Genomic DNA, 21,210 nt, shown 5'->3' with positions numbered 1-21,210 from the left:
CGGCGGCTAGAGCGCCGTCACGCCCTGTGCGGCGGCCTGCTGCTCCAGCACGGTGATAATCTGGTAGGCCGAGCGCGGCACCAGGCTGAAATCGCCGATCAGCAGGCGGTCGCTGACCGCCTCATCCAGCATCGCTCGGGCGCCGGCGCGCAGGATGTCCACCTGTTCCGGCGGCGTGCCGGCTGCGGTGATCAGCGGCAAACCGGGCACCGCCGCCGTGCGGCCGATGATTTTCAGTCCCTCCAGCGCCTGTGGCTGCGCGCGGCGCAGCAGTTCCATGCTGATGGAATCGATGGCGGCGATATCCGCCTGCCCGCTGCGGATCAGCTTCAGCGACTGGTAATGCGCCCCGGAGGCGATAGCCGCACCGAAGAATTTCCCGTCCTGCGCCAGCGGCGCGATCAGCGCGCGCAAGCCGTTGTAGCCAGACTGGGAATCGGTGCTGTTATACGCCACCGTCCGGCCGCGAAAATCCGCCAGCCGTTCGCCGGAGTCGCCCGCGCGCACCACCAGCCAGCTGCGGTAATTTGGCCCGTCGCACCCTTCCACCCGATAATGATAGGTGCCGATCAGCTGCACCTGCGGCAGGCTGCTGACCAACGGATAACCGCAGGTTTGGCTGAGCAAGAGATCCTCGCGCCGCCAATGCTGCGCCAGATCGTCCGGCCAGCTAAGCCGTTCCGGCGCCGCTGGCAACCCCAGCCGCAGCAGCTTGCCGCGCAAGACCTGCCAGAAGGATTCGGCCTGCTCCCGGCCAACGCCGTACATCGGTAGAGACACCTGCATCATTTCCCCCTTACCCCGCCGGAGTGGTCGCCAGCGTCTGCTGGCGCCAGGCGGTGAGATAACGCACCCAACGTTCGAACAGCATATCGGTGATAATAGCCAACAACGCCACGACCGCCGCGCCCTGGATCACATAGGCGGTGTTAAACCCGCTCAGGCCGATGATGATCGGCGAACCGAGCGTTTTGGTACCGACGGTGGAAGCGATGGCCGCCGTGCCGATGTTAATGATCACCGACGTGCGGATCCCGGCGACAATCACCGGCGCCGCCAGCGGCAGTTCAACCCGCCACAGAATTTGCCAGGCGCTCATCCCCACGCCGCGGGCGATCTCGCGCGTGGCGGGCGGTACCGATTCGATGCCCGCCAGCGTGCCCTGCAGGATCGGCAGCAGGCCGTACAGCACCAACGCAATGATCGCCGGCTGCTCGCTGAAGCCCATCACCGGCACCGCTACCGCCAGCACCGCCACCGGCGGGAAGGTCTGCCCCACCGCCACTACCGTTTCCACCAGCGAACGAAACTCCCGGCCGCTGCGTCGGGTCACAGCGACGCCCGCCGCCACGCCGATTACCACCGCGATCAGGCTGGAGATCGCCACCAGCGACAGGTGCGCCCCCACCAGCGCGATAAAGCTGTCCTGCTGATAAATGGGCCGCTCCAAATCAGGGAACCAGGCGGCGAACAGGCCGCGCAGATGATCCATGTCGAACACCAGTGCCAACAGCAGCGCCAGCGTCCAGGGCAGCGGATCGCGCAGCAGGCGCCCGATGCGCCCGCTCATGACAGCGCCTGCCCGGCGATCAGATCGTTGAAATGCAACACCCCCAACGCTTCGCCCCGTTCATCCACCACCGGCAGGCAGTCGCTGCCGCGCGCCACGAACACCGACAGCGCCTCGCGTAGGCTCATGGCGGCGGCGATCGGCTCGCCCCCAGCGACGCCGGGCCGCACCCGCTCCGCCACCGTACCCAGCGACAGCAGCTTGATGCCGCGATCGCTGCGCCCGAAGAAATCGCGCACGAAATCGTTGGCCGGGGCGGTCAACAGCGTCAGCGGCGTGCCCTGTTGCACCACCCGCCCCTGATCGAGCAGCACCAGGCGATCCGCCAGGCTCAACGCCTCGTCGATGTCGTGCGTCACCAGCACAATGGTGCGGCCCGAGATCTGATGAATACGGGCGATCTCCGCCTGCAGCGCCGCGCGGGTGACCGGATCCAACGCGCCGAACGGTTCGTCCATCAACAACACCTCGGGATCGGCGGCGAGCGCGCGCGCCACTCCGACCCGCTGCTGCTGCCCGCCGGAAAGCTGGTGCGGGTAGCGACGGCGAAACAGATCCGGTTCCAGGTGCAGCAGCTCCAGCAACTCGGTAACCCGATCGCGGATGCGCGCGCGCGGCCATTTCAGCAGCTGCGGCACGGTGGCGATGTTCTCCTCCACCGTCCAATGTGGAAACAGGCCGATCGATTGGATCGCATAGCCCATGCGCCGCCGCAGATCCTGCGGTTTAAACGACTGGATCTCTTCGCCGGCAAAGAGGATCTTGCCCCGATCGTGTTCGATCAGGCGATTGATCATTTTTAACGTCGTGGACTTGCCAGAACCCGAGGTGCCGATCAACACGGTGAATTCACCCTCGGCGATGTGCAGCGTGAGATCGTCGACCGCCGGCTTGCCCTGAAAAATTTTGCTGACTTGCTCAAAGTGAATCATCGGCGCGATACGTCCAGGATTGAAACCCAAAATTTAAACAGCGAATCGACGATGACCGCCATCATGACCACCGGGATCACCCCCAGCAGAACCAGATCCAGCGCGCTGCTGAGCAGCCCCTGGAACACGATGGCGCCAAAGCCGCCGGCGCCGATCAGCGCCGCCACCACCGCCATGCCGACGGTTTGCACCGCCAGGATGCGCACGCCGGTCAGGAACAGCGGCAACGCCAACGGCAGCTGCACGCGCAGGAAAATCTGCCCGCGCGTCAACCCCATGCCGGTGGCGGACTCAATCACCCCGGCCGGCACGCTCTGCAGCCCCGCCACCACGCTGCGCACCAGCGGCAACAGCGCGTACAGCACCAGCGCCACAATCGCCGGCGCCATGCCGATGCCGCTGACGCCGTGCTCCGCCAGCCAGGGCACCGCCGCCGCCAGCCCCGCCAGCGGCGCAATCAGCAGGCCGAACAGCGCGATGGAAGGCACGGTCTGGATAATGTTCAGCGCGGAAAAAATCGGCCTCTGCCAGCGCTCGGAGCGAAAACACAGCACCCCGAGCGGCACGCCGATCGCCAGCGCCGGGGCCATCGTCGCCAGCAGAATGGTCAGGTGCTGCAACAGCGCGGCGTCAAACACCTCCTGGCGATTGTGGTACTCCTTCAGCAGCGACAGCTGATCGAGCTGATGCCCGAACAGCAGCAGCGCCGGCGGCACCAGCACCAGCGCGTTGCCCAGCATGCGCCACAGGTGCGACGCGGTGAGGCGCGCCATGGCGTCGGCCGCGATCAGCAGGCTCAGCGCCATCGTCAGCCAGCAGCCGCTGCCCCAAGAGGTGCGCGCCAGGCGCGACCCCTCCTGCGCCAGGCGTTCGGCGGCCTGCCCACTGATCCAGAAGGCCAGCGTCAACACCCCGCAGGCGGCCAGCGCCGCCAGCAGCGCCCGCCCCCGCGTCGGCGGCAACAGGCTGAGGATCGCCAATGCCGCCAGCGGCAACAGCAGCCACAGCGCCGGGCCGTGCAGCAGGGAGAACAAGGAGAGGCTTTTGCCCGACAACAGGCGATTGGGGGCATAACTGAGGAACGGCAGGCCGAACGCGGCCAGCAGCAACAGCATGAACAGCGTCAACAAGACGCGATGTTTTACGGCGATAGTCAAAGAAACGCTCCGGCTCCCTCGGTTAACCCCCTCTCCCGACGGCAGAGGGGGCACCTCGGCATTATCCCTTAACAAACCCTTTCTCTTTCAGGTAAGCGGCCGCCACCTGTTTGGCGTCCTGGCCTTCCACGGCGATCTGCGCGTTGAGCTTTTGCAGCGTCGGCCCGTCCAGTGAGGCGAACACCGGCTTCAGCAGCTCAGGCAGATTGGCGTGCGCTTTCAGCGCCGCTTCGCGCACGATCGGCGCCGGCGCGTAGATCGGCTGTACCCCTTTCGGGTCCGCCAAGGTCTGCAACCCCAGCGCCGCTACCGGGCCATCGGTGCCGTAGGCCATCGCCGCGTTGACGCCGGAGGTCTGCTCCGCCGCCGCCTTGATGGTCACCGCCGTATCACCGCCGGCCAGGGACAGCAGCTGATCCTGATTCAGTTTGAAACCGTAGGCACTCTGGAACGCCGGCAGCGCATCCGGCCGTTCGATAAATTCCGCCGAGGCCGCCAGCTTGAACTTGCCGCCACCGTTGATCCACTTGCCGAGATCCGACAGCGTTTTCAGATGATTGGCCTCCGCCACGTCCTGGCGAATAGCGATGGTCCAGGTGTTGTTGGCCGGCGCCGCGTCCAGCCAGACGATTTTGTTTTTGTCGTAGTCGAGCTGTTTCACTTTCTCGAAGCCGGCCTGGGCGTTCTTCCACGCCGGATCTTTCTCATCGGAGAAGAAAAACGCGCCGTTGCCGGTGTACTCCGGGTAGATGTCGATCTCACCGGAGGTGATGGCGCCGCGCAGCACCTTGGTGGTGCCGAGCTGCAGCTTGTTGGTGGTCTTGATGCCGTTGGCTTCCAGCACCTGCACGATGATGTTGCCGAGCAGCGAACCTTCGGTATCGATCTTGGAGCCGACGCGCACCGAGTCGGCCGCCTGCGCCAGGCCGCCGGTGGCCAGCAGAGCCAGCGCGACGGCAAAGGAACGTCCGCGTGATAAGGTGATTGCCATATTTTTCCTCTGGTTATACGTTTTCCGGCTCATGGGCCAGTTAGGTTGGAAAATCCTGAGAAACGCGCTTCCAGCGCGCAATAAATTTTTCCGTCGGCAGGGCATCGCCTCCCCCCTGCGGTTCACCGGCGCGCAACGGATGTACGCCGACGTCGATCGGCGTCAGGGCGTAATCGCGCAGCCACTCGCCGTAGCCTTGCGCGACAAATCCCTGACTGCGCCGCTGATACGCCTCGCGCTCCGCCAGATAGACTTCGCGCAAACCATACCAGGGCAGGCCGGGCAGATCGTGATGCACTAAATGGTAGTTCAAATTGAGAAACAACAGCCGCCACGGCCAGCCCGCCTCATTAATAATAGAACGTGCCTGCGGTGCGTCCACGGCGCGATGCTCAAAAAACGATCTCACCTTGGTCAGCGCCAGCGCCGGGTAGCTGATGGCCAACAGATAAAACGCCGTACCGATACCCTGCGTCTGCAGCCAGTGCAGCAGCACCGCCAACAGCGACAGGTGCACCAACCACCTCGCCCAGGCGCGCCGCTCCCCTCCGGCGAGCGCTTTCACCGCCCCGGCCAGGGTCGCGGCGATATCCAGCGCCGGGCCGAGGAGCACCCGGCCGATCAGCGTATTGCGCACCGCGGCCAACAGCGGCAACAGGCGGGGATAACGCCGCCACTGCGCGGCGCTGAAGTAATAGCTTTCGGGATCTTCGTGCGGATCGGTCAGGTGGTCGTTGCGGTGGTGGCGCAGATGCGAATCGCGATACAGCCCATAGGGATACCACACCGCCAGCGGCAACAGGCCGAACAGCTGATTGACGCGCGGCCAGCGCGTCGGGTGGCCGTGGATCAGCTCGTGTTGCAACGACAGGTACCAGGTGGTCAGGAGGATCAGCAGCGGTGCGCCAAGCCACGGGCCCAGCGCCTGCCAAGAATACGCCACGCCGAACCAGCCGCCGTACACCGCCGCCATGATCCCCCAGGTGGGCAGCTCCAGCCGCCAATGCCGGCGCCGATAAAGCTGCCTGATTCGTTCGCGCTGTTCGGGGTGCAAATAGTGGGCGTGGGACATGCTGCGGCTCGCGGTAAGAGATTTTCTCTCAGTATCCGTGAGCCGTTGCGGCGTTCAAAATAACGAAAATGGCAAAGCTAAGTGAAAATTCAGCGGGTTGCGTACGCGGCATGCGGCTCACACGCCACCGGGAAATTCACCGAGTTGGCGATAAAGCACAGGTGATGCGCCTTCTCGTGAAGCTGTTGCGCCAGCTGCAGATCGTCGCCATCGCGCACCGTGACCTGCGGCCGCAGCGTCACCGAGGTGAAAAAGCCGCCGCGCGCGGCGTCTTCGCGCATCACGCCCACGGCATCGTCCTGATAGGCCAGCACCGAAATCCCCGAGGTGGCGCACAGATGCAGGTACCATAATTTGTGGCAAGCGCTGAGCGATGCCACCAGCAAATCCTCCGGATTCCAGCGCGTCGCGTCACCGCGGAAGGCCGGATCGGCTGAGCCGGCGATATCTGCCTTGCCCACGGCGCCGATCCTGTGATCGCGTCCATAAGCGCGATAATCTTCCGTGCCTGCGCCCACATTCCCCTGCCAGGTCACCGAGACCTGATAATGATGCTCGCCTTTCATGTCTTTTGCTTCCGTTGGCCGGCCAATGAAAAATTGTCTGGGTGCATGCCCGGAGAACACTATTGGCGGAAAAGCGTGAATACGCAAACGGCGAAACGAGAAAAAACGGGCCGCGCAGGCGGCCCGTCGGTCACATCCCTTCAGGGAACGAAATCGAGCACCACGGCGTTGAACAACGCGTATTCAGTGGCGCTGGCCATCGGCGGAAACTGCGCGCGCTGCACCGCCGCGTTGGCCGCCGCGCACAGCGGCGCATCGCCTCTTACGATCTTGCTGCTCGCCAGTTTCCCGTCCGGCCGCAGCCGTATGCTGATGGTGCAGCGTTGGCCGCGCGCGTGCTCCGGCAAACGCAGCTCGCGGCTCACCGCGTTATGCACCCGCACCGGATAGCTGAGCGGCATCGCAGTCTGCGCCTCGGCCTGCGGCGACGGCAAGGGGGTGCCAGCCTGATGGCCGGCACCCGCGCCGCAGCCGCTCAACAACAACAGCGCCAACAGGCCTAGTGTCTTTTTCATTCCCGATGTCCTTATTGGGGGGATTCATCCTTATCGTGCGGCCCTCACTGCGCCGCCGGATAAGCCTCGCCGTCATCCGCGTAACGCTGCAGGCGCTCGCGCCACCACTTGGCCGCCAAGCCGCTGGCGCTTTCACGCCAGCCGAAATAGGCAGCGTCGCTGCAGCGCTCAGATTCAACGCGTTTCGCCACCAGTTCGCCGCTGTTCAGGTAAGGTTCTGCCAGAGAACGCGGCAGATAGCCACAGCCCAGCCCGGCCAACTGCGCCTGCAGTTTGGCGTCAAAGCCGAAGACCGTCAGCGTATCCTGTTCTTCCAGCAGGTTCAGGCTCTGCGGCGCGTTGACGCGCGAGGTATCGCGCACCACCACCGCCCGGTGCTGACGGATCTCATCCTTCGGCAACGGTTCCGGCAGCGCCGCCAGCGGATGCTGCGGCGCGACGGCGAACACGTAATCCAGCTGCCCCAGGCGGCTGAACGCATAGCCCACCCGCGACGGCGGCTCGCAAATGGCGCCGATGATAATGTCGGCGCAACCGTAAACCAGCGACTCCCAGGAACCGGCCAGCACCTCGTGGCTGAAACGCAGCCGGGTATGGTGATGCTGCCGATAGAACTCGTCGATCAGCGGCAACAGGCGGGCAAACGGGAAGGAGGCGTCGATCCCGAGCGTGATCTCGCTTTCCCAGCCGTTCTCCACGTAGCGCGCCTGCTGTTCCAGATCCTGCGCCGCGCGCAGCAGCACCCGCCCTTTTTCCAGCATCAGCTTGCCGGTATCGGTGAACTTCGCCCGATGGCCGGAGCGGTCCAGCAGGGTGATGTCGAGATCGTTCTCGAGCTTTTGCACCATATAGCTCAGTGCCGAAGGGGTTTTAAACAGTGCGGCGGCCGCGGCGGCGAAAGATCCGTGCCGGTCCAGCGCGTCCAAAATCAGCAGCGCTTCCAGGTTTAATCTCATGCTTTCTCCCGTGTATAAAAAAACTCAACAAGTCGGCAAAAATTCTGCGGTATCTTTGAAATCGCCCTCTGCCTACCATGGGTTTTATCGGCGTTACACTCATCAGATGTTCAACCGAAATATCACTGGGAAGGTAAATTATGTCCAAGTTTCAACTGCTTGATAAAGACAATTCCGCACTGATTTTTATCGATCATCAACCACAAATGGCCTTCGGCGTGGCTAATATTGATCGTCAGCAACTGAAAAACAACGTTGTTGGTTTGGCGAAGGCAGGCAAGATTTTCAACGTCCCCACCCTTTTCACCTCGGTCGAAACCGAAAGCTTCAGCGGCTATATCTGGCCGGAACTGCTGGCGGTACACCCTGAAATCACCCCGATTGAACGTACCTCGATGAACTCCTGGGAAGACGCGGCCTTCGTTAAAGCCGTGGAAGCCACCGGCCGCAAAAAGCTGGTGATCTCCGCGCTATGGACCGAAGTTTGTTTGACCTTCCCGGCGCTGATGGCGCTGGAAGCCGGCTATGAAGTGTACGTGGTGACCGACACCTCCGGCGGCACCTCCGTCGATGCGCACGAACGCTCGATCGATCGCATGGTGCAGGCCGGCGCCGTACCGGTGACCTGGCAACAGGTGCTGCTGGAGTACCAACGCGACTGGGCACGCAAAGACACCTACGACGCGGTGATGGCGCTGGTGCGCGAACACAGCGGCGCGTACGGCATGGGCGTCGACTACGCTTACACCATGGTGCACCACGCACCGGCCCGCACGGTGAAATAATTCCCCCTGCCCCGGCCCCGCGCCGGGGTATTTTCAGGAGTCGGTTTTATGGCCCATCCGCAGCATGTCACGCTGGTGATCACCCACCGTTTGGCGCCGGGGAACGAGCAGGCCTATGAGGCCTGGCTGAACCGCATCATGCCGGACGCCGCGGGCTTCACCGGCCATCTGGGCGTCAACGTCATCCGCCCATCCGACAGCGAACAGGCCTATACGGTGCTGGTCCGCTTCGACAATGTCGACAATCTCTACCGCTGGCTCAACTCGCCGCTGCGCAAGCAATACATCGAAGAAGTCACTCCGCTGTTGCTGGAGAACGACCATATCGAGATCCGCCCCGGCGCGGAGTTCTGGTTTACCCCGCCCAACCCCAACGTGCGCCAGCCGCCCCAGTGGAAGCAGTTCATCATCACCCTGCTGGTGATCTTCCCTTCCACCAATCTGGTGCCCTGGTTTTGGGGGCTGGCGCTGCCGCAGTTGAACGGCACGCTGCTCGGCCATTTTCTCAATGACGCCACCGTGGTCGCCCTGGTGGTGTACCTGTGGATGCCCATCGTGACTCGCGTCTTTCATCAATGGCTGATCCGCCGCTAGGCGGTTCGCCGGGAGAATGTTATGAACCACCACGCTTCATTGATCATCACCAACGGCAAGTTTCACACCGTCGATCGCCAAAATCCTACCGCACAGGCGGTCGCCATCCGCGACGGCAAGTTTCTGGCGGTCGGCAGCGAAGCCGAAGTCATGCAGCACGCCGGGCCGGAAACCCAGGTGATCGATCTGCACGGCCACACCGCCATTCCGGGCCTGAACGACTCGCACCTGCACCTGATCCGCGGCGGCCTGAACTACAACCTGGAGCTGCGCTGGGAAGGCGTGCCTTCGCTGGCCGACGCGCTGCGCATGTTGAAAGAGCAGGCGCTGCGCACGCCGAGCCCGCAATGGGTGCGGGTGGTCGGCGGCTGGACCGAATTCCAGTTTGCCGAACGCCGCATGCCGACGCTGGACGAAATCAACCAGGCGGCGCCGGACACGCCGGTATTTATTCTGCATCTCTACGATCGCGCGCTGCTCAACCGCGCGGCGCTGAAGGTAGTCGGCTACACCAAAGACACGCCGAACCCACCGGGCGGCGAGATCCAGCGCGACGCCAACGGCAACCCGACCGGCATGCTGATCGCCAAACCCAACGCCATGATCCTGTACGCCACGCTGGCGAAAGGGCCGAAGCTGCCGCTGGAACAGCAGGTCAACTCCACCCGCCAGTTCATGCGTGAGCTGAACCGCCTCGGCCTCACCAGCGCCATCGACGCCGGCGGCGGTTTCCAGAACTACCCGGAGGATTATCAGGTGATCGCCGAGCTGCACGAGAAAAAGCAGCTGACCATCCGTATCGCCTATAACCTGTTCACCCAGCGGCCGAAGCAGGAACTGGAAGACTTCGAGCTGTGGACTGATATGCTCAAGCCAGGCCAGGGCACCGATTTCTATCGCCACAACGGCGCCGGCGAGATGCTGGTGTTTTCCGCCGCCGACTTCGAAGACTTCCTGCAGCCGCGCCCGGATCTGCCGCCGGGCACCGAAGACGAGCTGGAGCGGGTGGTGCGCCATTTGGTCGAGCACCGCTGGCCGTTCCGCCTGCACGCCACCTATGACGAGTCCATCAGCCGCATGCTGGACGTGTTCGAGAAGGTGAACCGCGACATTCCGTTCAACGGGCTGCACTGGCTATTCGACCACGCCGAAACCATTACCGAACGCAATATCGAACGGGTCAAGGCGCTGGGCGGCGGCATTGCGGTGCAGCATCGCATGGCGTTCCAGGGCGAATATTTCGCCGATCGCTACGGCATCGAAGCCACCAAACATACGCCGCCGGTAGCGAAAATGCTGGCGGCTGAGCTGCCGGTCGGGCTGGGCACCGACGCCACCCGCGTCGCCAGCTACAACCCGTGGACGGCGCTGTACTGGCTGGTCTCCGGCCGCACCGTCGGCGGCATGGCGATGTACGACGACAGCGCCCGGCTGGATCGCGAAACGGCGCTGATGCTGTGGACGCAAGGGAGCGCCTGGTTCTCCACCGAACAGGGCAAGAAAGGCCAGATCAAGGTCGGTCAGTTGGCGGATATGGCGGTGCTGTCGCAGGACTATTTCAGCGTGCCGGAAGAGCAGATCAAAGGCATCGAGTCGGTGATGACGGTGGTGGATGGCAAAGTGGTCTACGCCGCTGGCAGCTTCTCGCCGCTGGCGCCACCGCCGCTGCCGGTGCTGCCGGAGTGGTCACCGGTCACCCAAGTGCCGGGCCACTACCGCTCCGCGCCGCCGTCGGCGGCAGCTCGCGTCGGGGTCGTGAGCCAGGCGCACCAATGCTGCGGCCCGTGCGGCGTACACGCGCATCAGCATGACATCGCGCGCCGCTCCAGCATCCCGGTGTCGGACGAGAATGCCTTCTGGGGCGCGTTCGGCTGTTCGTGCTTCTCGTTCTAAGTTGCCAGCCCAGCAACTTATTACGTAACTAGCTTAATAAGATACTAAGTTAGTAAAGTAGCAAATTAATGGCGCTGTCCGCGGAGAGCGCCATTTTATTGTCAATCGCGGTTGATCTCCAGCCAGCGCCGCTGCTCGGCGGAGGCGGCTATCGCATCCAGCACGCAAGACACCTTCCAGCCTTCTTCAAAGTCCGGCCACATGCGATCGCCCGCGGCGATGCCGTTGACCAGATCGCGGATCTCCACCGTTTTCTGATCGTTAAAACCAATGCCGTGCCCGGCGCTGATGCAAAACGCCGCATAGTCCGGGTGCTTCGGCCCCACCAGCAACGTCTTGAACCCCTGCCGCTCCGCCGGTTCATCATGCCGATACAGCTTCAGTTCGGCCATCCGTTCCTGGGTATAACTCAGCGTGCCTTTGGTGCCGGTGACCACATAGGTCAGCCCCATCTTGCGCCCGCAGGCGATGCGCGACGTTTCGATCGTGCCCATCGCCCCGCCGGCGAAACGCAGCAGTGCACTGGCCTGATCTTCGTTTTCCACCGGCAGCAGGCGCGCCGGGTCTTGCGGGTCCGGGCGCTGCTTGATCACGGTCTGCATATCGCCAGAGACCGCCACGATATCGCCCACCAGGTAGTGCGCCATATTGACGATATGCGCCGCCAGATCCCCCAACGCGCCCAGCCCGGCGCTGGCGCGGCGGCAGTGCCAGTCGATCGGCGTGCGCGGGTCGGCCAGGTAATCCTCATTGTGGGTGCCGTAAAAATGCACCACCTCGCCGATTTCGCCGTTGGCGATGATCTCGCGCGCCAGCTGGCTGGTCGGGTTCTTCATGTAGTTGAAACCGACCAGCGTTTTCACGCCCTTGGCGCGGGCGGCCTGCACCATCTCCGCCGCGTCGGCGGCGTCCAGCGCCAGCGGTTTTTCCGAATATACGTGCTTGCCGTGGTGGATCGCCGCCAGCGCCATCTCTTTGTGCAAGAAATTAGGGGCGCAGATGTCTACCACGTCGATCGCCGGATCGGCCACCAGCTGCCGCCAGTCGCCGGTCGAACGCGCAAAGCCGAACTCGGCCGCGCGCTGCGCCGCCAGCTCGGGCGTCACCTCCGCCAGCATCTCCAGCACCAGCTCCCCTTTAAGGGGAAATACCGTGGGGGCCTGCGCATAAGCGATAGCGTGACAACGCCCGATATAACCGGTGCCGATTAACCCAACGCGTACCTGTTTCATCATTTTCTCCCGTGACCGAAATTCTGTGTAGAACCAGGCGCGGCTCAATGAAACGCGCCGATTGATAACGGGTTTATATGGAATATAAATTTCAATAACAAGCACGCGGGAAAATAAAGTTCATATTCGTGATGCCGTTCATGAAACGTTGACGGGATGATGCAATGAGGAAAGCCCGGACGCGGCTGGTCGTATCCGGACGGGATAAAATGAACCATTTATTTCATATTACGGTAAACCGTTGGCACCGTGTTGCACGTAGCCAGGGCGTTGCAGCAGGCGCTGCTGATAGGCCGCCAGCGCCGCATAATTCGGCCGCTCGAACGGCGTCATCAGCCAGCGGTTCAGCGACAGCCCCAGCACCACGTCCGCCACCGTGAAGGTGGCGCCGGCGGCATAAGGGCCGTGCTGCGCCAAATGCCTGTCCAGCAGCCCCATCAGCCGATTCCACTCGCGTTCGGCGGCGGCCAGGCTGGCGGCATCCTGGTAATCCGCATGCCCGCGCACGCGCGACATGAACACATAGCGCCAGGCGCCGTTCAGATCGGTGGCCTGCCAGTCCATCCACATCTCCACCGCCGCGCGCGCGCCGGGTTCCTGCGGCAGCAGATCGCGGCGCCCTTCCCGCCCCACCAGATAGCGGCAAATGGTGTTCGACTCCCACAGCGCCCGCTCGCCGTCAATCAGCACCGGCACCAGGCCGTTGGGATTCAGCGCCAGAAACGCCGGCTCCTGCGTGGAGCGAAAGCCGCTGCCCCAGTCTTCCCGTTCCAGCGTCAGCCCCAGCTCCTGACAGGTCCATAACACTTTGCGCACGTTGATTGATGAAGCCTTGCCCAAGACTCTCAGCATCGGTTTTCCTCTTATCTATTCTTTCCAGAAAGGTTTACATCCTTCACGCAGCGCTTCTGCACGCGACAAACCAATATCGATCAGCCGCGCATCGTCCAGCAATAATAATTCTTTTCGCGTCCTGTAGCGTTGCAGATACAGACGCCAGCGTGACCCACCGAATGAGCGCCGCCGCGGCGCGCCAGTAAACAGAGCCATCTTGTTATTCTCCCTGATGTTTTCGCGTTGCAGTCATCATGCTCGCCGAGAGAAAAACAATACAGATTCACGCTGGTGCTATTTTTTTCATACAGCTGCACCAAAAAACCCACTGAATGGTTTACTTTGAAAGCATCTGTACCGGTTTTTTAATTCTTACCGCCGATGAGAGGCCTCTGTATGACACGCTACGCCACGCTGGCCGCCATTCTCAGCCAACGCATTCAGCAAGGGTTGTATCCGGCCGGCCATCGCCTGCCTTCGGTGCGCGCATTGAGCCAGGAGCACGGCGTCAGCATCAGCACGGTGCAGCAAGCCTACCGGCTGCTCGAGGAACAGCGCCTGGTGGAAGCGCGGCCGAAGTCGGGCTACTTCGTGCATACGCGGCGCGCGCAGGCCGAGCTGCCCGCTATGACGGCGCCGGTGCAGCGGCCGGTGGACATTTCGCAATGGGAGCAGGTGCTGGAGCTGGTGCGCAGCCGGCCGCGCGAAGGCCTGATCCAACTGGGGCGCGGCATGCCGGACGTCGCCGAGCCGACGATGAAACCGCTGATTGTCGCCCTGCGCAACGCCGCCCGCCACGGCGACCTGCGCAGCCTTTATTACGACAGCATTCAGGGCGTGACCGCGCTGCGTGAACAGGTCGCTCGTCTGCTGCTGGATTCCGGCTGCCATATCGGTGCCGATCAGTTGCTGATCACCACCGGTTGCCAGGAAGCGATCTCCGCCGGGCTGCGCGCCGTTTGCCAACCCGGCGACATCGTGGCGGTCGATTCCCCCTGCTTCCACGGCACCATGCAAACGCTGAAGGGATTGGGCATCAAAGCGCTGGAAATCCCCACCGATCCGCTGACCGGCGTCAGCCTGGCGGCGCTGGAGATGGCCCTTGAACAGTGGCCGATCAAGGCCATTCTGCTGACGCCCAACTGCAACAACCCGCTGGGCTACATCATGCCCGACGCCCATAAACAGCGGCTGCTGACGCTGGCGCAACGCCACGATGCGGCGATCATCGAGGATGACGTTTACGGCGACATCGCCTATCACTACCCGCGGCCGCGCACCATCAAGTCGTTCGACGACGACGGCCGCGTGCTGCTGTGTAGCTCGTTTTCCAAAACGCTGGCGCCGGGGCTGCGCGTGGGCTGGATCGCGCCCGGCCGCTATCTGGAGCGGGTGCTACACATGAAGTTCATCGGCTCCGGCGCCACCGCCACCCAGCCGCAGCTGGCGATCGCCGAATTTATCCGCAGCGGGCACTATCTGCAGCACCTGCGGCGCATGCGCGCCCGCTACCAGCAGAACCGCGATCGCATGACCGATTTGATCCTGAAACACTTCCCGGTCGGCACCCGCGTCAGCCGGCCGCGCGGCGGTTTTATGCTGTGGATCGAATTGGACGAAGCGTTCGATACCCTGCGGCTGAACCGCCATCTCGAGCAGCAAGGCGTACAAATCGCCGTCGGCAGCATTTTTTCCGCCGCCGGCAAGTACCGCAACTGTCTGCGCATCAACTATGCGCCGACGCTGACGACGGAGATCGAACAGGCGGTACAACGGGTCGGCGCCACCATCCAGGCGCTGATGCCAACCGACAGTTTGGCGCAATCGGATTAAATCTTGACGCGATCGGATTATCGGCGCACGGACAGGCTGTTTTAGAGTAATGCCTTCTCTTACCACTGGCAGGCAACAACCATGAGCAGCGATCAAATTCCGGTTTCCAACGCGTTGGCGGTGCGCCTCGCGGCGCAAGGCGTCGATCTCGAACGGGTCGGTCAGTTAGCCGGCTTGCCCGCCGGGCTGCTCAGCGAGCGGCGCGTAAAAGTGCGGTTGACCACCCACCAGTTCTTCGCCGTCTGGCGCGCCCTCGCCCAACTGAGCGACGATCCCGCCTTTGGTCTGCGGCTGGGCGGCGACGTCGCGCCGGAGCATTACGATATCGCGTCAGTCGCCGCACTGCACTCCGCCACGATGGGCGAGGCCCTGCGTAAAGTCGCGTGCTACAAACGGTTGGTGTGCCCGGAAGAACTGATGCTGGAGGAAGATGGCGACAGCGTTCGGCTGCATACGCGTTGGACGATGATCGAGGACCCTACGCCGGAATTATTGATCGATACAATGTTCGCTTCTATCACCGCCCTGTGCCGCCGTGGCACCGGCTTGCCGCTGCAGCCCAAGGCGCTTGAGGTGACCCGCCGTCGCGATCCCCACTCACCGCTGCTGCGCCACTTCGGCTGCCCGGTGCGATTCGACGCGCCGCTGGACGTGCTGGTATTTGACCGTGCGCTGATGCAGCAGCCGCTCATCACCCACGACCAGGACATGCTGGCGCTGCTGCTGCCGGAGCTGGAGGCCGAGTTGGCCGAAGCGCGCGCCGAGCAAGACTTGCCCACACAGGTGATGACGATCCTCGGCCGCAGCATGCGCGGCCAGCGCCCCAGCGTCAACAGCGTGGCCGCGGAGCTCTATCTCAGCCCGCGCACGCTGCAGCGCCGTCTGCAACGGCACGGCTACAGCTACCAGCAGCTGCTGGACAAAACTCGCCATCGTACCGCCTGCCGCTTGTTGGCGGATACCGATCTCGAGCCGGGCGAAATCGCCTTTGTGCTGGGATTCGAAGAGCTGAACTCGTTCAGCCGCGCCTTTATTCAGTGGGAAGCGCTGACGCCCAGCCGCTGGCGCACTCAGCGTGCAGCCGACCATCGGGAGGACAGAGCATGAAAGTGATTATCTTCGGCGCCAGCGGCATGGTGGGCCAGGGCGCGCTGCGAGAATGCCTGCGCGATCCGCGGGTCAGCAAAGTGCTCAGCATCGGCCGGCGCCCGTTGGCGCAGAGCCACGCCAAACTGCGCCAGCTCTCCCTGCCCGACCTGCGTGACCTGTCGGCGCTGGAGCCGCAGCTCGCCGGCTACGACGCCTGTTTCTTCTGTCTGGGGATTTCGTCCGCCGGCCTGAGCGAAGCCGAGTATCGCTCGGTAACTTACGACCTGACGCTGGCCGCGGCTCGCCCGTTGGCGACGCTGAACCCGACGATGGTCTTCATCTACGTTTCCGGCGTCGGCACCGACAGCAGCGAACGCGGCCGCAGCATGTGGGCCAGGGTCAAGGGCGCCACCGAAAACGCGCTGCTGGCGCTGCCGTTCCACGCGGTGATGTTCCGCCCCGGCGCCATTGTGCCGCTGCACGGCATTCGCTCCAAAGTCCGTACATACGATCTGATTTATCGGCTGTTCAAACCGCTGTGGCTCGGCGCATTGCGGCTGTTTCCCTCGCAGGTGAGCAGCACCGAACGAATCGGGCTGGCGATGCTGGCGGTGGCGCGCCGGGAAACCGCCTTGCGCATCCTGGAGCCGCCGCAGATCAATCAACTGGCGACGCGCTAAATACCGTCATCAACCGCGCCGCCGCCAATACGCCGCCACCCGGCGGCGCAGATGCTCGATGCCCTGCGGATGCTCAATAAACTGCGCCACCGGCATCATCCGCCAGCGCTGGCCTTCGTCGCCAAAGCGAATGGCGGCGATCTGCGCCGGGGCGATCTCGCCGGCCATAAACCAGGTCGGCGGGGAGCCGGGCAGAACGCCATCGTAGCGCCGCCGCCAGACAACCTGACATTCCGCGATCGTCACGCCGAACTCTTCCTGCGTTTCCCGCTGCACGCACTGCAGCGGCGTTTCGCCGTTTTCCCGCCCGCCGCCAGGCAGATCCCATTGACCGGGCCATGGAATGCCCGGCTTGTCGTCCCGTTGGTAAACCAGCAAACGATCGTCGCACAGCAGCGCGATCTTGGCCCCGCCAAACGCCTCGTCCGTCATGATTTCTCCGCTCCCGGCCCATCGCCTTTGACCGAACATCATACTTCATCCCCGCGCGGCCTGGTGTATAGTGAAAATCCGTTTTCACAACAGGCGAACAATAACGATGAACTCTCCGTTTCTGGTGACTCCCCAATGGCTTGCGCAACATATCAACGATGAAAATCTGGTGGTGATCGACGTTCGGATGTCGCCGGTGGGGCTAACGCCGAAAAAGGACATGCTTGCCGAGTTCGAACGCGGCCATATCCCCGGCGCGGTCTATTTTGATATCGACGACGTGGCGGACAAAAACACCGCGCTGCCGCACATGCTGCCGACGGCGGCGGAGTTTGGCGCGGCGGTGGGCAAACTGGGCATCAGCGAGCGCGATACCCTGGTGATTTACGACGAGGGCAACCAGTTCTCCGCACCGCGCGGCTGGTGGACCTTCCGCAATTTCGGCGCCGAGCATGTTTACGTACTGGACGAAGGGCTGAACGGCTGGACCGCGCTGGGGCAAGCGCTGGCAACCGGCCCGGCGCAGCCTGCCCCGCAGACGTTCAACGCCCAGTTCAACGCCGACGCGGTGGTGGATATGCAGCAAGTGGAACAGGCACTAGGCACGCCGGTGCAAATTCTCGACGCGCGCGCCGCGCCGCGCTTTTATGCCGAAGCGCCAGAGCCGCGCCCCGGCCTGCACCGCGGCCACATTCCGGGCAGCATCAACATTCCGTACGGCGAGCTGCTGGAGAACGGCCGTTTCAAATCGCTGGAGGCACTGCGCCAAACCTTCAGCGACAAGGGGGTGGACATCAACGGCCCGATCATCACCAGCTGCGGCTCCGGCGTGACGGCGGCGGTGCTGGCGTTTGGCTTGTTGTCGCTCGGCGCGCCGCAGGTCAAGCTGTATGACGGTGCCTGGAGCGAATGGGGCCAGCGGAGCGGCAAGCAGCCAATCGCCCAAGATTAGGTTTCGATCCGCTCGACCACGATCTGCGCCAGCCGCTGCACGGCGGCCGAAGGCTGATCCTCGGCGCGGTGCAGCACCACGCCGAGTTGGCCAAGAGCGGGCAGCAGATCGGGGGCCAGCGGTGACAGGCCGGGCGGTAAGCCCGCCGCCGTGCGCACCGTTACGCCCAACCCGGCGCTCACCGCCGCCCAAACGCCATTCAGGCTGCGGCTGGTAAAGGCGATGCGCCAGGGAATACCGGCGCGATCCAGCGCCTGCGTCGCCGCGCTGCGCATCAGACAGGGCGCGTCGAACATCACCAACGGCAAGGGCTCATCCCCTTCTCGCCACGGCGCCAGCGCGAAGCCGGGCGAGGCGATCCAGTGCAGCTGCCGCTGCCCCAGCGCCTGATGAAACGGCGTGCTCAAACCGCCATCCCACGCCAGCGACAGATCCAGCTGGCCTTTCAGCACCCAGTCGATCAGCTCGGCATTGCGGGCGATGCGCGCCTCGATGCGCACCTTCGGATTGGCGCGCGCGAAGCTGCCCAACACCTGCGGCAGAAACGTCTCGCCGAAATCCTCCTGCAACCCCAGCCGCACCGTGCCCTGCAGATCCAACCCGCGCACCGCGGCGGCGGCTTCGTCATTGAGCTCCAGCAGACGGCGCGCGTAGCCGAGCAGGGTTTCCCCCGCCTCGGTCATCACCATGCCGCGCCCAGCCTTGCGCAGGATCGGCGCGCCGACCTGCTGTTCCAGCTTTTTCAGGTGGGCACTGACCGCCGACGTCGAACGCCCCAGCCGTTCAGCCGCCTTGGCGAAGCTGCCCAGCTCGACGCCGGTGACGAAGCTGCGCAAATCCTCGAGATCGAACGTTATTCGCCCCATGCTGACCATCCTGATTTTCTGAACCATCAATCAAAATAATACCGATTTTACTGATAAAGATGGCGTGTCACGCTCTCCGGGTCAATGTCTTTCCGGAGAATCCTTATGCTCGCGATGCAATACCGTTTCACCCTGCCCGCCGATTACGACATGGCGATCGTCCGCCGCCGCATCGCCGATGTCGGCCATCGGCTCGACGCCTGCCCGCAGCTGATCGTCAAAGCGTATCTGTACGCACAGCGCAGCGAAGGCAGCGCCACTGCGAGGCGTGCATGCCACCAACCGGTTGTCAGACAAGCGCCATCTGATGGAGAAAAAAGATGACTGCAGCTGTCAGCATTGGATAAATGTGCCTGAAAAATGGTTTTTAGGTTAAAAAACACATCGAAACTGGCATTTTCATACATTATGTATCGTTAGTTCACGCCAGCCGCGGATAGGTCACGCTACGTTTCATGGTTAGAAACCCCAAAAAGTCGATTGACCTTCTTAATCATCAAGAATGCTATGCTGACCTAATTTATAAGTTTTACTACACTTTCTGAGTCGACCTGTAATGCTCAGGTTGTGCCATCTCTGACAAGGTCTATATAAGGTGATAACAATAGTTATTTATCTTAAATTCAGTTCCTCTATTAAAGGCAGGAGGTACTATGGAAAACGAAAATTCAGTTTTAACACAACGCATTCTCTTTTCTTATAAAAATGAGAATGGCACCGAAATTAGTTGCCAGTCAGATATTGTTGCAACAAAAGAACAAGCACTAGACTATTTCTTCAAGGCTTTTGAAGGTGCCGATGTTTCAATTATAGATGTATCTAATGACAAACAATGGCAACAGCACTCACATGAACATTAATTAATTGGAGGTATTATGATTTCTCAAAACGTCTGGGCACCGCCAGGTGCCTTTGGACCCTGGGTTAATCTTGAAAGTCATATTGGTGATATAGCATACACTGTTTACTTTGAGTCTATCTCTCAACTTGAAGGTCCCTTTGTGGCATTTATTTGGTATGCGCCAAACGGCCCTAAAACAGTGACGGTTATTGGCCCTGCATCGTTTCAAATTGCCTGTCGAGGCGCTGGGCAAGATAAAATCAAATTTAAGAGCATTAGCGGGACGGGACAAGGTGTTCACGTTTATACTAATTTAGCTTGATATCATAAAGCAACCTTATTATAAATAAGGTTGCTATTCTATACCTTATTGGTCGTAAGCACTGAGTATGTCGATAGCGAGTTCTTTGTTGGTGACAGACTGATAATATCCGTTGCCAACATCTATTTTAGAATGAATTCTTACAGGAGATGTTACTGGTGTTTCGTTAAAATAAACGGAAACATCCTTACCCTCGTTGCTGTTTATCAAATTGTTTAACTTTTTCTTACACTGGTCATTGTCACTCAAATTTATAATCACACCGGTTTGATTAGTCTTTTTATTATCTTGTAACTTTGCTGTGGCGACACATTTATGACTTAGGGTAAAACTATCCTGCCCAACTACATACTTTAGCTGATCTTTTTCTTTGTAACTTGAGCAGCCTAATAATAACAATGCAGGTACGCTTAACAATAAGGACTTCGTCTTAAATCTTTTCATATCAACTCCTTTTGTGGGGGCTTAGCGTTAGAATAAGCTACAATCTTATTGTAGTACGTTAATAAGTTCGATGCATCTCAATGTTCTCCTTATAACCTACATAAATCAACATACGGTCATCTGACATATTTTATAAATGTTCTTACATTCCCCCCTCCGCACTGAGCCAGAAATTATCAAAATTCTATAAAGAATTATCTGCTGGTGCTGGCCACCCCCTGCCTTTAATGATTAAAAAGCGAGCTGCCGTCTACCCTGTGCATGTTGATTCAGGTACTGGCGACGTTTGGCCGCGCGTCAATCACTGGCTGACGCATTTCGATCGCCCTCATTTGGCCGAGGCCGCCTGGGCGACCTGTCAGGAGCAGGTTATCGCCCCCTACAGCGATCTGCCTGCGCTGCGGCGCCAACAGCAGGTGGCGCCCGGTGCGCTAGCCTCCATCGTGGCGTTCGATCCCGCCGAGTGGCGGTTAGTGCGGCTGGATGTCTGGCGTGAACCCCCGCAGGCAGGGCCGCAAAACGGCCAACTGTTCCGCGTCGGCCATCTGTCCGCCCCCTTTGACCACACTGCGCCGCGGGTTGACAGTCAAACTTGATATTGATAATCATTATCAACATTAAACATTCACTTGCGGCTCGCGGGATGCGGGCCGC

General features: G+C 61.5%; 24 protein-coding genes and 2 pseudogenes. 11 read left to right on the top strand and 15 right to left on the bottom strand.

Annotated elements, in window-relative coordinates; genetic code table 11:
• Positions 1–6 precede the first annotated feature (6 nt).
• From ACJ8J4_RS12065 to ACJ8J4_RS12025, 9 genes are all read right to left on the bottom strand, one after another.
• Positions 7–768, bottom strand: coding sequence for a phosphate/phosphite/phosphonate ABC transporter substrate-binding protein (locus ACJ8J4_RS12065; RefSeq protein ID WP_080271245.1), 762 nt, complete (start codon positions 766–768; stop codon positions 7–9).
• A 28-nt stretch (positions 769–796) separates the two neighbouring features.
• Positions 797–1,570 carry an ABC transporter permease gene (locus tag ACJ8J4_RS12060; protein WP_043137004.1) on the bottom strand — a complete coding sequence of 258 codons (774 nt, stop codon included), beginning with the start codon at positions 1,568–1,570 and terminating at the stop codon, positions 797–799.
• Positions 1,567–2,502 carry an ABC transporter ATP-binding protein gene (locus tag ACJ8J4_RS12055; RefSeq protein ID WP_049208912.1) on the bottom strand — a complete coding sequence of 312 codons (936 nt, stop codon included), beginning with the start codon at positions 2,500–2,502 and terminating at the stop codon, positions 1,567–1,569. Before ACJ8J4_RS12055 ends, ACJ8J4_RS12060 begins: the two co-directional genes overlap by 4 nt.
• A complete protein-coding gene (locus ACJ8J4_RS12050; RefSeq protein WP_089195656.1) occupies positions 2,499–3,659 on the bottom strand; it encodes an ABC transporter permease in 1,161 nt (386 codons plus the stop codon). Before ACJ8J4_RS12050 ends, ACJ8J4_RS12055 begins: the two co-directional genes overlap by 4 nt.
• Before the next feature lie 61 nt (positions 3,660–3,720).
• Positions 3,721–4,650: a glycine betaine ABC transporter substrate-binding protein OsmF gene (gene osmF / locus ACJ8J4_RS12045; protein ID WP_025302041.1), complete on the bottom strand. Its 930-nt coding sequence runs from the start codon at positions 4,648–4,650 to the stop codon at positions 3,721–3,723.
• A 40-nt stretch (positions 4,651–4,690) separates the two neighbouring features.
• Positions 4,691–5,722 carry a fatty acid desaturase gene (locus ACJ8J4_RS12040; protein WP_141997557.1) on the bottom strand — a complete coding sequence of 344 codons (1,032 nt, stop codon included), beginning with the start codon at positions 5,720–5,722 and terminating at the stop codon, positions 4,691–4,693.
• Positions 5,723–5,811: 89 nt separating this feature from the next.
• Entirely contained in the window at positions 5,812–6,288 is a 477-nt protein-coding gene (locus ACJ8J4_RS12035; protein ID WP_043136993.1) for an OsmC family protein, read from the bottom strand.
• Positions 6,289–6,428: 140 nt separating this feature from the next.
• Positions 6,429–6,803, bottom strand: a complete 375-nt coding sequence (locus tag ACJ8J4_RS12030) for a cell envelope integrity TolA C-terminal domain-containing protein (RefSeq protein WP_197835283.1) — start codon at positions 6,801–6,803, stop codon at positions 6,429–6,431.
• Positions 6,804–6,847: 44 nt separating this feature from the next.
• Positions 6,848–7,759 (bottom strand): LysR substrate-binding domain-containing protein, encoded by a 912-nt coding sequence (locus ACJ8J4_RS12025; RefSeq protein ID WP_025302038.1) that lies wholly within the window; start codon positions 7,757–7,759, stop codon positions 6,848–6,850.
• Between the two features lie 140 nt (positions 7,760–7,899).
• Between ACJ8J4_RS12025 and ACJ8J4_RS12020 the strand changes: the two genes are divergently transcribed.
• The 3 genes from ACJ8J4_RS12020 to ACJ8J4_RS12010 are packed head-to-tail and all read left to right on the top strand — an operon-like array spanning position 7,900 to position 11,031.
• Entirely contained in the window at positions 7,900–8,544 is a 645-nt protein-coding gene (locus tag ACJ8J4_RS12020) for a hydrolase (protein ID WP_004939390.1), read from the top strand.
• Between the two features lie 48 nt (positions 8,545–8,592).
• Positions 8,593–9,138, top strand: coding sequence for an antibiotic biosynthesis monooxygenase (locus ACJ8J4_RS12015; protein ID WP_049295237.1), 546 nt, complete (start codon positions 8,593–8,595; stop codon positions 9,136–9,138).
• Positions 9,139–9,159: 21 nt separating this feature from the next.
• Positions 9,160–11,031, top strand: a complete 1,872-nt coding sequence (locus ACJ8J4_RS12010) for an amidohydrolase (RefSeq protein ID WP_025302036.1) — start codon at positions 9,160–9,162, stop codon at positions 11,029–11,031.
• A 101-nt stretch (positions 11,032–11,132) separates the two neighbouring features.
• Here ACJ8J4_RS12010 and ACJ8J4_RS12005 read toward each other — a convergent pair whose 3' ends face one another.
• The 3 genes from ACJ8J4_RS12005 to ACJ8J4_RS11995 form a co-directional block, all read right to left on the bottom strand.
• Positions 11,133–12,263, bottom strand: coding sequence for a Gfo/Idh/MocA family protein (locus ACJ8J4_RS12005; RefSeq protein WP_197835280.1), 1,131 nt, complete (start codon positions 12,261–12,263; stop codon positions 11,133–11,135).
• Positions 12,264–12,491: 228 nt separating this feature from the next.
• Entirely contained in the window at positions 12,492–13,115 is a 624-nt protein-coding gene (locus ACJ8J4_RS12000) for a glutathione S-transferase family protein (RefSeq protein WP_197835278.1), read from the bottom strand.
• A 15-nt stretch (positions 13,116–13,130) separates the two neighbouring features.
• The gene (locus tag ACJ8J4_RS11995; protein ID WP_016928567.1) at positions 13,131–13,313 is read right to left on the bottom strand and encodes a DUF1127 domain-containing protein; all 183 of its coding nucleotides are present in this window, start codon (positions 13,311–13,313) and stop codon (positions 13,131–13,133) included.
• 180 nt (positions 13,314–13,493) lie between these two features.
• Here ACJ8J4_RS11995 and ACJ8J4_RS11990 point away from each other — a divergent pair, with 180 nt between their 5' ends.
• From ACJ8J4_RS11990 to ACJ8J4_RS11980, 3 genes are all read left to right on the top strand, one after another.
• Positions 13,494–14,930, top strand: coding sequence for an aminotransferase-like domain-containing protein (locus ACJ8J4_RS11990; protein WP_049203904.1), 1,437 nt, complete (start codon positions 13,494–13,496; stop codon positions 14,928–14,930).
• 81 nt (positions 14,931–15,011) lie between these two features.
• Positions 15,012–16,037, top strand: a complete 1,026-nt coding sequence (locus ACJ8J4_RS11985) for an AraC family transcriptional regulator (protein ID WP_197835276.1) — start codon at positions 15,012–15,014, stop codon at positions 16,035–16,037.
• On the top strand, positions 16,034–16,699 hold the full coding sequence (locus ACJ8J4_RS11980; protein ID WP_060447572.1) for an epimerase: 666 nt from the start codon (positions 16,034–16,036) through the stop codon (positions 16,697–16,699). Before ACJ8J4_RS11985 ends, ACJ8J4_RS11980 begins: the two co-directional genes overlap by 4 nt.
• Positions 16,700–16,708: 9 nt before the next feature.
• Here ACJ8J4_RS11980 and ACJ8J4_RS11975 read toward each other — a convergent pair whose 3' ends face one another.
• Positions 16,709–17,131, bottom strand: a complete 423-nt coding sequence (locus tag ACJ8J4_RS11975; RefSeq protein ID WP_049203903.1) for an NUDIX hydrolase — start codon at positions 17,129–17,131, stop codon at positions 16,709–16,711.
• Positions 17,132–17,237: 106 nt separating this feature from the next.
• Here ACJ8J4_RS11975 and sseA point away from each other — a divergent pair, with 106 nt between their 5' ends.
• Positions 17,238–18,083, top strand: coding sequence for a 3-mercaptopyruvate sulfurtransferase (gene sseA, locus ACJ8J4_RS11970; RefSeq protein ID WP_197835274.1), 846 nt, complete (start codon positions 17,238–17,240; stop codon positions 18,081–18,083).
• Here sseA and ACJ8J4_RS11965 read toward each other — a convergent pair.
• Positions 18,080–18,949, bottom strand: coding sequence for a LysR substrate-binding domain-containing protein (locus ACJ8J4_RS11965; protein ID WP_025302028.1), 870 nt, complete (start codon positions 18,947–18,949; stop codon positions 18,080–18,082). The two genes, sseA and ACJ8J4_RS11965, sit on opposite strands and share 4 nt — an antisense overlap.
• A 105-nt stretch (positions 18,950–19,054) precedes the next feature.
• On the opposite strand from ACJ8J4_RS11965, the pseudogene ACJ8J4_RS11960 reads away from it, so the two are divergent.
• The 3 genes and pseudogenes from ACJ8J4_RS11960 to ACJ8J4_RS11950 all read left to right on the top strand — a co-directional run.
• Positions 19,055–19,207, top strand: a pseudogene (locus ACJ8J4_RS11960) (DUF4865 family protein); the annotation flags it as partial.
• Positions 19,208–19,602: 395 nt separating this feature from the next.
• Positions 19,603–19,809 carry a hypothetical protein gene (locus ACJ8J4_RS11955; protein ID WP_072269808.1) on the top strand — a complete coding sequence of 69 codons (207 nt, stop codon included), beginning with the start codon at positions 19,603–19,605 and terminating at the stop codon, positions 19,807–19,809.
• 15 nt (positions 19,810–19,824) lie between these two features.
• On the top strand, positions 19,825–20,112 hold the full coding sequence (locus ACJ8J4_RS11950; protein ID WP_072269807.1) for a colicin Z C-terminal domain-related protein: 288 nt from the start codon (positions 19,825–19,827) through the stop codon (positions 20,110–20,112).
• Between the two features lie 45 nt (positions 20,113–20,157).
• On the opposite strand, the gene ACJ8J4_RS11945 is transcribed toward ACJ8J4_RS11950, so the two are convergent.
• Positions 20,158–20,556: a hypothetical protein gene (locus ACJ8J4_RS11945; protein WP_049203899.1), complete on the bottom strand. Its 399-nt coding sequence runs from the start codon at positions 20,554–20,556 to the stop codon at positions 20,158–20,160.
• 287 nt (positions 20,557–20,843) lie between these two features.
• Here ACJ8J4_RS11945 and ACJ8J4_RS11940 point away from each other — a divergent pair.
• Positions 20,844–21,152 (top strand): annotated as a pseudogene (locus tag ACJ8J4_RS11940) (DUF4865 family protein); the annotation flags it as partial.
• Positions 21,153–21,210: the final 58 nt, after the last annotated feature.

This window comes from Serratia sp. CY47280 (assembly GCF_052168655.1).
Lineage (GTDB): Bacteria > Pseudomonadota > Gammaproteobacteria > Enterobacterales > Enterobacteriaceae > Serratia > Serratia bockelmannii.
The sequence above is the reverse complement of the archived record's forward strand: the minus strand, read 5'-3'. Positions and strand labels throughout refer to the sequence as shown.